Annotated in this window: 11 protein-coding genes; 5 read left to right on the top strand and 6 right to left on the bottom strand. The window is 60.4% G+C overall.

Going from position 1 to position 11,574, the window contains the following annotated elements:
• The coding region (locus Q4P21_RS04620; protein ID WP_303387660.1) for a DUF5997 family protein at positions 1-319 on the top strand (319 nt) is incomplete at its 5' end.
• A gap of 98 nt (positions 320-417) precedes the next feature.
• On the opposite strand, the gene Q4P21_RS04615 is transcribed toward Q4P21_RS04620, so the two are convergent.
• The 3 genes from Q4P21_RS04615 to Q4P21_RS04605 all read right to left on the bottom strand — a co-directional run bounded on the left by Q4P21_RS04615 (position 418) and on the right by Q4P21_RS04605 (position 4,443).
• A complete protein-coding gene (locus Q4P21_RS04615; RefSeq protein ID WP_303387659.1) occupies positions 418-1,950 on the bottom strand; it encodes an APC family permease in 1,533 nt (510 codons plus the stop codon).
• Positions 1,947-2,879: a universal stress protein gene (locus Q4P21_RS04610; RefSeq protein ID WP_303387658.1), complete on the bottom strand. Its 933-nt coding sequence runs from the start codon at positions 2,877-2,879 to the stop codon at positions 1,947-1,949. The genes Q4P21_RS04615 and Q4P21_RS04610 overlap by 4 nt, the downstream gene beginning before the upstream one ends.
• A 178-nt stretch (positions 2,880-3,057) precedes the next feature.
• Positions 3,058-4,443: an NAD(P)/FAD-dependent oxidoreductase gene (locus Q4P21_RS04605; RefSeq protein WP_303387657.1), complete on the bottom strand. Its 1,386-nt coding sequence runs from the start codon at positions 4,441-4,443 to the stop codon at positions 3,058-3,060.
• A gap of 159 nt (positions 4,444-4,602) precedes the next feature.
• Here Q4P21_RS04605 and Q4P21_RS04600 point away from each other — a divergent pair, with 159 nt between their 5' ends.
• The 3 genes from Q4P21_RS04600 (at position 4,603) to Q4P21_RS04590 (ending at position 7,415) form a co-directional block, all read left to right on the top strand.
• The gene (locus Q4P21_RS04600; protein WP_303387663.1) at positions 4,603-5,283 is read left to right on the top strand and encodes a TetR/AcrR family transcriptional regulator; all 681 of its coding nucleotides are present in this window, start codon (positions 4,603-4,605) and stop codon (positions 5,281-5,283) included.
• Positions 5,284-5,347: 64 nt separating this feature from the next.
• Positions 5,348-5,770 (top strand): hypothetical protein, encoded by a 423-nt coding sequence (locus tag Q4P21_RS04595; protein ID WP_207343678.1) that lies wholly within the window; start codon positions 5,348-5,350, stop codon positions 5,768-5,770.
• Between the two features lie 100 nt (positions 5,771-5,870).
• On the top strand, positions 5,871-7,415 hold the full coding sequence (locus Q4P21_RS04590) for a stealth conserved region 3 domain-containing protein (protein ID WP_303387662.1): 1,545 nt from the start codon (positions 5,871-5,873) through the stop codon (positions 7,413-7,415).
• A gap of 62 nt (positions 7,416-7,477) precedes the next feature.
• Here the strand turns inward: Q4P21_RS04590 and fdhA are convergent, their stop codons facing one another.
• Together fdhA and Q4P21_RS04580 are read right to left on the bottom strand one after the other, a co-directional pair.
• Positions 7,478-8,692 carry a formaldehyde dehydrogenase, glutathione-independent gene (gene fdhA, locus Q4P21_RS04585; RefSeq protein ID WP_303387656.1) on the bottom strand — a complete coding sequence of 405 codons (1,215 nt, stop codon included), beginning with the start codon at positions 8,690-8,692 and terminating at the stop codon, positions 7,478-7,480.
• A 187-nt stretch (positions 8,693-8,879) separates the two neighbouring features.
• Positions 8,880-9,359, bottom strand: coding sequence for a MarR family winged helix-turn-helix transcriptional regulator (locus Q4P21_RS04580; protein ID WP_303387655.1), 480 nt, complete (start codon positions 9,357-9,359; stop codon positions 8,880-8,882).
• A gap of 73 nt (positions 9,360-9,432) precedes the next feature.
• Between Q4P21_RS04580 and Q4P21_RS04575 the strand changes: the two genes are divergently transcribed.
• On the top strand, positions 9,433-10,914 hold the full coding sequence (locus Q4P21_RS04575) for an MFS transporter (RefSeq protein ID WP_303387654.1): 1,482 nt from the start codon (positions 9,433-9,435) through the stop codon (positions 10,912-10,914).
• A gap of 16 nt (positions 10,915-10,930) precedes the next feature.
• Here the strand turns inward: Q4P21_RS04575 and Q4P21_RS04570 are convergent, their stop codons facing one another.
• Positions 10,931-11,449, bottom strand: a complete 519-nt coding sequence (locus Q4P21_RS04570) for a DinB family protein (RefSeq protein ID WP_369598858.1) — start codon at positions 11,447-11,449, stop codon at positions 10,931-10,933.
• Positions 11,450-11,574 lie beyond the last annotated feature (125 nt).

Genomic DNA, 11,574 nt, shown 5'->3' with positions numbered 1-11,574 from the left:
CTCCGCCCCCGCAGAATTCCAAGAGAATGCACTCAGCCGGGAGGAATTCAAGGTTTTGCAGGAAAACCCGCCAGCCTGGTTGACTGATTTGCGCCGCAACGGGCCCCACCCGCGCCCTGTCATCGCGCAGAAACTGAACATCTCCATCGGTGGGCTGAATCGTTCAAACATCACCGAGGCACTGACGACGGCGGACATTACCGCGCTGCTGCAGGCTCCCCCGGCGTGGCTGGTTGAGGAGCGCGCCGTCCATGCGAAGGCCCGCGCCGAAGCCACGCTGGCCAAGGAACGCCAGGCTGAGCGCCGGCCCAAGAGCTAGGACCACTGCAAGACCGGCGGCGTGACATGCTGGCGGGGGCTTGTGAAATTTCACGGCCCCCCGCCAGCATGGCACGCCGTCGGTTGTTTAAGTGCATATTAGGGGTTGTAAGGCTCGCTGGCACGGCTGAGAACCTGGCCCTTGAAGAACTCGGGGTTGCGCCGGTACATGAAGAACATGAGCACCACACCCAGTGCAATGACACCGGCACCGAGGATGAACACCAGACCCAGCCCGCCAATGTTGGAGCCGGAACCGTAGCTGGGATCCATGGAGTCGTACGCGGTCTTGAAGAACATGACCAGCAGGATCACGCCGCCCACCAGCGGTGCAAGGAACTTGAACAGAAAGTTCTGCACCCCGCGGAATGCCTGGGCCCTGAAGTACCAAACACAGGCCAGCGCCGTGATGCCGTAGTAGAAGCAGATCATCATGCCCAGGGCCGTGATGGTGTCCCACAGTGCGTTCTCTGACAGGGTCCTGGTGATGATGTAGAAACCTGCTGCAGCAATGGCTGCGGCAATGGTCGCGTAGCCTGGGGACTTGTGTGTGGGACTGATCTTCCCGAAGCTCTTGGGCAGGGCGCGGTAGTGGCCCATGGACAGCAGCGTCCTGGCCGGGGAGACAAACGTCGACTGCAGCGAAGCGGCCGAGGAGCTCAGGATGGCCAGTGACATCAGGATCGCGAACGGTCCCATGACCGGTCCGGCCAGTACGGCGAAGATGCTTCCCTGGTTCTCCGGGTTTCCAGCACCCAAGCCGGTGGTGCCGATGCCTGCAAAGGACAGTGTGGCCAAGGAAACTGTCATGTAAATCAAGACAATGACAATGATCGTGACGGTGGCTGCCCGGCCCGGGGTCTTCTTCGGGTTCTTCGTTTCTTCATTCATGGTCAGCGTGACATCCCAGCCCCAGAAGATGAAGATGGAAAGGGACACTCCGGCGGCAAATTGTGAGAAGGACTCGACGGCGAAGGGGTTGAACCAGTCGGCCTGGATGGCAGTGGCGTCAAACGCGCTGCCGTTGGCCACATGGGTGAAGGCCGCCACGGCGAACCATCCCAACACCAGCAGCTGAAACGCCACCAGGATGTACTGGAATGACTTGGTGGTCTCCATGCCCCGGTAGGAAATCCAACACGCCCCTGCAATGAACACCATCGTGGTGGCGAGGTTCAGCGGCAGGTTCCGGGTCAGATCGGCAAGGGACGGGTTGGAGAAAATCTGGCCCAGCATGAGGTAAAAGAAGTCCACCGCCACTGCTGCCAGGTTGGAAAGCACAATGATGGTTGCCGCAATCAAGCCCCAACCACCCATCCACCCCAGCCACGGACCGAAGGCACGCGTGGCCCACGTGAAGGAAGTGCCGGCGTCGGGCATGGCATTGTTGAGTTCCCGGTATCCCAACGCCACCAGGAGCATGGGGATGAATCCGACGAGGAAGATGGCAGGCAGGTGCACGCCCACTTCGGAGACGGTCGGGCCCAGTGCTGCGGTCAGCGTGTAGGCGGGGGCAATGCATGAAATACCAATGACGACGGCGCCAATGAGTCCCACGGAACCGGCCTTGAGGCCTTTTTCGCTGAGGCCGTGGTCTCCAGTGGCGTTTCTAACAAGGTCTGGCCTGCTCATTTTTCCACCTCTGCGATTTCCTCGGCGTCAATGACGGGGATCTCAGTTGTAGGGAAGAGTTCTTTGGCTTGCAGTACGTAGTTGCGTGGAACCACGATCATGGGAACCGGAAGTGCACGCAAAATACGGTTGGCGGTGGAGCCCAGGAAGATGGAATTGTTCTGTGCCAAACGGCTGGAACCGATCAGCAGAATCTCCCCCTTTTTCCACTTGAGGTTGTCGACGGCGTCTTCAATGGAACGTCCTGTTCCCACCACAATTTCCATGTCCAGAGTGTCCAGGACGTCGGCGCTTGCCCCGTCCCCAGTGGCCGCGACCTGAAGAAGATGCTTTTTCGCATCTTCCACGGTGGCGGTCGATTCACCGGGGCCCACGGCCACCAAGGACACCAACCGCAATGGCAGTGACCTGCGCTTGGCCATCGCGATTCCGGATTGCAGCACCCCTTCCGCGCCAGCCCTCGTGCCAAGGGCGCAGGTCAATCGCGTAATCGGCTCGGTGCGGCTGTATCCGGCGGGCGCCAGCACCACGGGGATCGTGGAGGCATGTAGCAGCGAGTTGGCGACGGCGCCAATGGAGAAGCGCTTGAAGATGCCGGTATTGCTGCCACCAATGATCAGCAGTGCGGCACCCAATTCCTCGGCCGCGGCGATAAGTTCCTCCGCCTCGGACTCCCCGCTGCGGATGTGGGCCTGTGCCGGGATGTCCTCCGGAACCAGGGCAAGCCCTTCATCGAGCCACTTGCCGACTTGCTCGGCCAGGATGGTCTCAAAGCCTGCTTCATGCGGATAGGCGCCGTTATATGGGGAGTTCTGTGGCGTCACCATGACAAGGTCCAAGGTGGCTCCCTGCCGCCGGGCCATGGCCACTGCCAAGTTGACGGCATCGCTGCCACGGGGGTCCGCTGTATATCCAACTACATACCGCAAATGGTTCCTCCTAAGGACGTCATTGTCACTCGTGATACTGCTGCGGAGAGGCCGAGGCCCGGACCGGCATTTTTTGTAGGTGACGTAAAGGAGGCGCCAAAGGCCGCTTGCGGCCGACGCGTCGGATAGTCGCCGGAAAAATGCCGGTCCGGGGCGCTGAATGCCCTCCAGTGAGGTGCTACTTCAGTTCTGCCACCAATTTGGCCGCAGTGTCCTGGCCCATGCGGACCGCTCCATCAACGTGCTGGTAGCCTTCGGCGGCGAGGTCTGAGCAGGACCAGTGGATGGGGCCCACGGGGGTGAGCTGGTCGGGACCATAGCGGTGAAGCCCGCCCAAGTCATAGCTGGTGGCGTAGGCTCCGCGGGTCCACTCCTCCGAGCCCCAGTCGGATTCGTAGTAGACGACCGGCTCTGCGGCTGCATCGCCAAGGAATTCGGCGAGTGCCGACGTGATCTCTTTTTTACGCTGCTCTGCGCTGAGTGTGAAGACGTAGTCGGCTTTTTCGTCGGAGACAAAGCCAACGAGGGTGCCGCGTGTGTCTTCGTGGTTGGTGTTGTCATAAACTTCCTGCACCAGCGAGGAAGCGCTGAAGCCGGTGCCGGAGAGGCCGTCTTCGCGCCAGAACGGGGTCTCGTAGACGGCATGGACCTTGATGACAAAGCCCAACGATTGGTGCTGGTGCATCTGGTGCTGGCGGCGCGGCAGCGGCGGGTCGAAGGAGACCCTGCTGTAGAGGTTTGGTGGAACTGCCATGACCACACGTTTGGCACTGACCGTGGCGCCGTCGGCAATGACGGTGGCCCGGAAGTCGCCGTCGTGCTCCTCCCAGCGGATGGTGCGGGCCGGGGAGTTCAGGATGATGTCCCCGCCCAGCTCGGCAGCAATGGCCAGAGACAGGCCCTGCATGCCGCCGACCACACGCTTGTCGAGGATGAAGTTGTCATCAACGAGGTTGGTGAACGAGCCTGCGGAGGAGGCCATCAGCACCGCTTGAAGCGCGGAGAACGCATGGGCCGGCTTGGTGAGCATGCCGCCGGCGATGAAAAGGCCAATGTTGTTGCAGGCTTCTTCGTTGTCCGACTGGCTGCGCAACCAGTGATGGAAGGAGATGATGTCCAGTTCACGGGCATTCGGGTGCTCCCAGGGGCTGGCCGGATCCATCGCTGCGGCAAGCGCATCCAAGGTTTCGATGAGCTTGTTCATCTCTGCTTCAGTGTCCGCGTCGACGGGGAACATTTCCCCGGTGTAGCGGGTCCGGTTTCCGTCAGGACCGATGTAGACGCTGTCGCCCTCACGGTAGCGGGAGTAAGTCTCCAGGCCAAGCTCGCCTAGCAGGTCAATAAGTGCTGTTTGGTCAGGTGAAACCCACTGGCCACCTATTTCCAGCCATGCGCCGTCGACTGTGTTGGACCATGTGCGGCCACCCACCCGGTCACGGGCTTCAAGAACCGCCACGCTCAGCCCGGCCGCTTTCAGCTCGCGGGCGGCGGTCAAACCTGACGGGCCAGCACCGATGATGACCACGTCGCGTTCGATGACGGCAGAATTTTCTATCGTTGTCATGTTTCCCTTTCCCGGAAAGCAAAAGTGACATGCTTCACTAAATGAATTACGTTCATTTAGAATAGACTGTAACTGGCATCACAGCCTTATGTAAAGAGGGCGGTGGAAAATTGTTATAGTGGCGAGCCGAGGAAGGGAGCACGCGTGACCGAGTCTTCAATGCAGCAACGCCGCCGCCCGGCGGGCCGACCGCCGCATCCCCTCCTCAGTTCGGCACGGATAACGTCAGCTGCATTGAAACTGATTGGGCGTTCCGGCTATAGAGGGCTGACCATGGCCGCGCTGGCTAAGTCCTTGAACGTAGCGACTTCTGCCCTGTACAACCACGTGAATTCCAAACAGGATGTGTTGCTGCTCGTGGAGGACCATCTCATGGGGCGGGTGGATGTTTCAGCGTTTCCCAACCAACCGTGGGAAACAGCGGTCAGCATGTGGGCGCACTCCTACCGTCAAGTTTTTGCCTCTCACCTGCCACTCATCCCCGTCATTGCCTTGTTGCCGGTGACGGACGCGCCCAAGACCATCACCATGTATGAGGCCGTCACCCAAGGTTTTCTAGCAGCCGGCTGGCCAGCGGAACGCATCATCGATGCGATCGTCGCTCTTGAATCGTTCATCTACGGGTCGGCCTATGACGTCAATGCGCCCGCGAATATTTTCGACGCCGGAACCCGGGTGGCGCATTCACCCAACTTCAGCGCCGCCGTCGCCCGCCGAGGCAACCTTGCCGGTGCGAACAACGCCGACGCTGCCTTTGACATGGGCCTCAAGGCGCTGATCCAGGGACTTGCAGCGGGAGTCAGTGCGGATTTGGGGGCAGCCACCGCTGGCCGGCACTAGCCACACAGGGCTGGCAACCCTAGGCTGAAGCACAAACGACCTCGGAACCAGCAGGAGATCCACCATGGGATTCAGCATCAGCAACGCATCACTTCGCCTTGTCTCCGGAGCTTTCATCCTCAACTCAGGCATTGGCAAGCTCAGCCTGACGCCGGAGCAGGCCGGTGGCCTGCAAAGTGCGGCGCAACGAGTGATCCCTCAATTTGCGGACCTGAAGGCGGAACAGTTCGGCAAATACTTGAGCTATTCGGAGATTGCCCTGGGCTGCCTTATTTTGGCGCCCTTCATCCCCACACGAATGGCCGGCATGGGTTTGGCCGTATTTTCCAGCGGCCTGTTGGCCACCTACATCAAGTCGCCCGGCATGACCGAACCCGACAGCATCCGACCCACGCCGGCAGGTACCGCCATGGCGAAAGATTTTTGGCTTGCCGGCATTGCTGTATCGCTGATCTTCAACCGTAAACGCCGCTCACGCAGCAACTGACGGAAGGCCCGGACAACTTCCCACGCGATAAGCTCACTGCAGGGCTGGAAAATCAGTCACTTTCGCTCCCAGCCCGCAGGAGTCCGTCGTGCCGCCACCCATGCCCCGAACCGAGTCACTTTCCTCTCGTGCGGCAGCCATCCTTTCGCGTAACGATGTTGTCATGCACCGCGGGCGACTGACACTTCTCAACAGTGCTTCCAGCCCGAACACCCTGACACCGCATGCGGCAATGGTTGCTGATCTGCTGGCTGTTCGTGACGTCTTGGATTCATACTCCATTGAGTATCTTCTTGTCCGTGGCAATGATGCTCGCCCGGTCCTTGCCATTGACGCAGCCCTGCGAGGCAAACTCGAACTGGCCTTGGCAACAGCTTTTGCCCATGAGCCGTTCTACGCCCGCAGCATTGATACAAAGAAGTCCACCATCCTCTTGGCTAATGGCAGTCTGAGCAAGTCACCGTCCACCCGGATCGTCAGACTCTTCCGGCCGCGCGTGGAACCTCTTGGTGGCTTGTATTACGGCGCAGCATGGGGTGTCCAAATTGAGTTATGGATGTTTGCCCCTGAACGCATCGACCTGCCGATCGAAAACTCGCTTACCCGACGCAGCATCGACCCACGCTTGGCAGCGCCGCGCACCGTGGAATTATATGGACATAGCTGGCCAAGCATCGAGAACATGTTCGTAGATCACGTCTTTGACATCCGTTTCGACATTGACATGGTTTTTTCGTGGGTTGACGGCAGCGGCCTGTCCTACCAAACGGCACGTCGTGAGCTCGAAGTCGGGGCGGTCCTGGGTGACGGCGATGACCATGAGTCTCGCTTCCGGCATCTGGACGAACTGAAATACGCATTGCGCTCAGTGCACTTGTTTGCCCCGTGGGTCCGGCGCATCTTTATTGCCACCGACTCGGCAGCTCCCCCTTGGCTGGCAGAGCATCCCCAGGTCACACTTGTGCGCAGCGATGAGCACTTCGCCGATCCGTCGGTGCTGCCCACGCACAACTCCATGGCGGTGGAATCACAGCTTCACCACATCGACGGACTCGCCGAGCACTTCTTATATTCCAATGACGACATGTTTTTTGCTCGGCCACTGTCACCGGACCTTTTCTTCACGCCAGGGGGCATCACCCGCTTCATGCTCTCCCCCAACCGCATTGGTTTGGGGGAAAGCGATGTTGAACGCAGCGGCTTTGAAAACTCAGCCCGCGTCAACCGTCGCCTTTTGTGGGATCGATTCGGCGTGTTCACCACCCGCCACCTCGAGCACAGCGCCGCACCACTGCGGCGGTCCGTCCTGGCAGAGTTGGAACAAGAGTTTGCCGCTGATTTTGCCTCCACAGCCGCCAGTACGTTCCGGGCAGCCGGAAATATTTCCGTCACCAACTCCCTGTATCACTACTACTCGCTGTTGACCGGGCGCGCGGCCATGCATGCCGACGGCAAGGGTATCTATGTCGACACGACCAGTACGGACGGACTGGCTTCATTGGCGCACGTGTTGGCCCGGCGGAATGCAGATTTCCTGTGCTTGAATGACGGCAGCTCCGGTGACGCTACGGCGGAGCAACGGCGCAAGCAAGTCACGGAGTTCCTCGAAAAGTACTTTCCCTTTAAGGCGCCTTGGGAAAAGTAGGCAACACACGACTGGCTCGACCACCGTCCCTCAGGTGGTCGAGCCAGTCGAGACCGTGTCAGCTAGTCCAGATAGCCGTTCGGGTTCAGCACGTACTTCGTGGCCGCCCCGGCGTCGAACTCGGCATAGCCACGCGGTGCGTCAGTCAGAGTAATGGCCTGGGCGTTGACGTTCTTGGCGATGTGCACCTTGTCGTGCAGGATTGCCATCATCAAGCCCCGGTTGTACTTCATGACCGGACACTGCCCCGTGGTGAAGGCAAGCGACTTCGCCCAGCCGGTGCCCAGGCTCAGCGACAGCGAACCCTTCTGTGCAGCGGCATCGATGCCACCCGGGTCGCCTGTGACATAGAGCCCGGGGATGCCGAGCGAGCCGCCAGCCGCCGTGATGTCCATGAGCGAGTTGAGCACTGTTGCCGGAGCTTCGTGGTGGGAGTCTGCGCCGTGGCCCTTTGCCTCAAAGCCCACTGCGTCGACTGCACAGTCAACCTCGGGGACACCGAGTAGCTGCTCGATCTGTTCCCCGGGATCGCCCTTGGACAGATCGACGGTCTCACAACCGAAGGTCCTTGCCTGTGCCAGCCTGTCGGCGTTCATGTCACCAACAATGACCACGGCGGCACCGAGCAGATGTGCTGACGTTGCCGCAGCTAGACCCACCGGCCCTGCCCCGGCAACGTAGACCGTAGAGCCCACGGTAACCCCTGCCGAGACCGCTCCATGGAACCCGGTGGGGAAGATGTCGGAAAGCATGGTCAAGTCCATGATTTTTTCCAACGCCTGATCCCTGTCCGGGAACTTGAGCAGGTTCCAGTCGGCGTACGGAACCAGCACGTATTCCGCTTGGCCACCAACCCAGCCGCCCATGTCAACGTAGCCGTAGGCACTTCCGGGGCGGTCAGGGTTCACGTTCAGGCAGATGCCGGTCTTGCGCTCCTTGCAGTTGCGGCAGCGGCCACAGGCAATGTTGAAGGGAACCGAACAGATGTCCCCCACCTTGATGAATTCAACGTCCGGTCCAACTTCAACCACTTCTCCAGTGATTTCGTGGCCCAAGACCAAATCAGACGGTGCAGTGGTGCGTCCTCGCACCATGTGTTGGTCTGATCCGCAGATATTCGTGGCGACGGTCTTCAGAATGACACCGTGTGGGACCTTGCGCCCCACGTTGGCAGGATTGACACCCGGCCCATCTTTCAGTTCGAACGTGGGGTAGTCGATGTCAATGACTTCAACGACGCCGGGCCCCTTGTAGGCGACAGCCTTATTTCCAGACATGCTCTTGATTCCTTCCCAGTCAGTTCAGACGGCGTAGGTCAACGCCTTCAAATGCAACGAGAAAACACCCCGCCCATCTGCCGCGGAATTCTCCGTAGAGCGCAGCTGCACCGGATGACGGCGCCGAAAAGTGGGGTTAAGGCAAGTCTAGATTGGGAAGAATTGATAAGAAAGGGGCCATAAGGCCCTACCCTGCAGTTTCCTCAGACCGCGGCCAGAGGGCACCTTCAAGCCGCTCCACATCCTTGTTGAAGGCTTGAAGCATGCCCACAAGCTGCGACCGCCGCGCATCGGGCCAATCGCGAACAACACCCTCCAGCCCTTGCTCGTAGATGCTGCGAGTGTTGGCCAAGGCCGCCGTTCCAGCCTCGGTGGGCATGACGCGGCGTGCCACCTCACCGCCGTCACGCGGGGCATAATCCAACAACCCGGCACGCAAGAGCGCCGCGGACTGGCGATGCACGGTGGACCCATCGAGTCTCAGTGCACACGAGAGTTCCTTCAATGTCATGGGCGGCACATTTTCCAGCCGACTCAGCAGGACCATGGCAGAGCGGTCCAGCACCTCGTCTTGCCGGTGCTGGGGGCGAAGGGCATAACGAGCCAGCAACATGAGTTCATATTCCAGTTGCCCAAGCACGTTCTTTTCGTGTAGCACAGTTCCCACTCCGTCATTCTTATGTATGATACATGTATATTGCATCATACATAAGAAAAGTTTCAACGTCATCAGGAGCCCGGTGTTCAGTAGTAAAAATCCAACCCGCACGCCCACACCAAGGATGGTTGTCACCACCTTGGCGTTTTGTGGCATAGTCGTCTCGCTCATGCAAACCTTGATCATTCCCTTGATCCCGGAGCTTCCCAAGTTCCTGAACGCCTCGGCCACCGACGCGTCGTGGGCCATTACGGCGACTCTGGTGGCGGGCGCCGTCGTCACTCCTATCAGCGGACGACTCGGCGACATGTTCGGTAAGCGCCGCATCCTCATTCTGAGTTTGCTGGCCATGGTGGTCGGATCAGTGCTGTGCGCGCTCAGCGACTCGCTTACGATAGTCGTGGTTGGCCGCGCGTTGCAGGGCTTGGCAATGGGTGCGATCCCGCTGGGCATCAGTATCATGCGCGACGAGCTTCCACCCATGAAGGTGGGCCCGGCCATCGCCACCATGAGTGCCACGATGGGTGTTGGTGGGGCCATCGGAATTCCACTTTCAGCCTTCATTGCGCAAACGGCGGACTGGCACATGCTCTTTTGGGTTGCCGCTGCGCTGGGTTTGGCGTGCGCACTGCTCGTCGCCTTCGTCCTGCCTGAATCCCCAGTGTGCACGCCGGGGCGCTTTGACGGTTTGGGCGCAGCCGGATTGGCCGTGGGCCTTGTCGCGCTGTTGGTCCCGGTGACCAAGGGCTCGGAATGGGGATGGGGCAGCCCCTTGACCATCGGCATGTTCGCCACGTCAGTGGTGGTGCTCCTGATCTGGGGCGCCTACCAGTTGCGGACCAAGGAAGCCCTGGTTGACCTTCGGGTTTCCGCACGCCCGAAGGTGCTGCTGACAAATCTCTCCTCCGTGATGATCGGCTTCGCCATGTATGGCATGTCCTTGATCTTCATCCAACTGCTTATGGCACCAGCGGCAACCGGGTACGGCCTCGAGCTCACCATGATTCAGGCCGGCCTTGCCTTGGCGCCGGGCGGCTTCGTCATGATGGCGCTCTCCCCCGTCTCCGCCAAGCTCTCGGCCCGCCGTGGCCCCAAGGTGACGCTGACCTGCGGCGCACTCGTCATTGCCGCCGGTTATGTTGCGGCCTTGCTACTCAATGGCAGCGTGTGGGAAATCATCCTGGCCTCCATGATCATCAGCGGCGGTCTGGGCTTGGCCTTTGCCGCCATGCCCGCATTGATCATGGGCGCCGTGCCGATTACCGAGACTGCCGCAGCCAACGGATTGAACTCCTTGATGCGTTCCATCGGAACCTCAAGCTCTGCCGCCGTCATCAGTGTGGTGCTGGCCTCGATGACCATGCAGCTGGGCCCTTACGAGCTTCCCACTATGGACGCCTTCCGGATAACGTTCGTCATCGCCATCGGAGCCGCTGTAGCATCGGCCGCGCTGGCCGCCTTCATCCCCACCGGCGGATCGGCACCAGTCCACGGCGTTCCTTCCACTAAGGCACACGCTGACAGCACGACGCCGGCCGTCAAGGAGCGCATGCCCGTCGCCTGACGCTTGGCGTCTCGAGTCATTTCACCGCGGGCAGGCCCTTCACATAGGCGGCCTGCCCGCCGTGCTGGATGCAGTCGTCAACTATGCTGACGAGCCGCACACCCAGTGTGACGGGCGGGTTCCAGCGCTTATCCACGATTCTGTCGAGTGCTGCGCCGTCCAGTTCACGCACGAACTTCAGGCTCCGATCCAGCACGGCTTCATGATATTCACGCAGCAGTTCGGTGGAATCCAGCTGCACCGCGGAAACCTGCGCGTGAGAGTGCCCATAGCCAGTATCCGCGGGGTCCAAATCGAAGCCGAACCGTGCGGCATAACCCTCTGCTGTCCAGACGGATGCGGCACCGGCAACGTCCGCGACCTGCTCATCCTGGGCACGGCACAGGTGCCACAGCAGCCACGCGATCGAGTTACCCGTCTCTCCGGGGCGCCAATTCAGCTTTTCCCGCTCCAACCCATCCAAGACCGCCGCAACGATGGTGCCGATCCGGCCAAACGAATCTTCCAACAACTCCGAGGTTTCCATGCTGGCCATGCTTCCACTATGGCCCCGGCTTGGGAACCCCGCACGCCGGCGTTCATATCGCAGCTCCTGCGGGTGCCCGAGTGAAACACCCACAGGAGCTGCCATATGGATTCGCGAAAACCGATGGTTCGCGC

This window comes from Arthrobacter sp. (assembly GCF_030540645.1).
In the GTDB taxonomy this organism is placed as follows: Bacteria; Actinomycetota; Actinomycetes; order Actinomycetales; family Micrococcaceae; genus Specibacter.
The sequence above is the reverse complement of the archived record's forward strand: the minus strand, read 5'-3'. Positions and strand labels throughout refer to the sequence as shown.

What these genes read in the sequence shown, in the direction of transcription:
- Q4P21_RS04615 (WP_303387659.1), bottom strand. Translation starts at nt 1,950, where the DNA reads ATGAGCAGGCCAGACCTTGTTAGAAACGCCACTGGAGACCACGGCCTC.
- Q4P21_RS04605 (WP_303387657.1), bottom strand. Translation starts at nt 4,443, where the DNA reads ATGACAACGATAGAAAATTCTGCCGTCATCGAACGCGACGTGGTCATC.
- Q4P21_RS04600 (WP_303387663.1), top strand. Translation starts at nt 4,603, where the DNA reads ATGCAGCAACGCCGCCGCCCGGCGGGCCGACCGCCGCATCCCCTCCTC.
- Q4P21_RS04595 (WP_207343678.1), top strand. Translation starts at nt 5,348, where the DNA reads ATGGGATTCAGCATCAGCAACGCATCACTTCGCCTTGTCTCCGGAGCT.
- Q4P21_RS04590 (WP_303387662.1), top strand. Translation starts at nt 5,871, where the DNA reads ATGCCCCGAACCGAGTCACTTTCCTCTCGTGCGGCAGCCATCCTTTCG.
- fdhA (WP_303387656.1), bottom strand. Translation starts at nt 8,692, where the DNA reads ATGTCTGGAAATAAGGCTGTCGCCTACAAGGGGCCCGGCGTCGTTGAA.
- Q4P21_RS04570 (WP_369598858.1), bottom strand. Translation starts at nt 11,449, where the DNA reads ATGGCCAGCATGGAAACCTCGGAGTTGTTGGAAGATTCGTTTGGCCGG.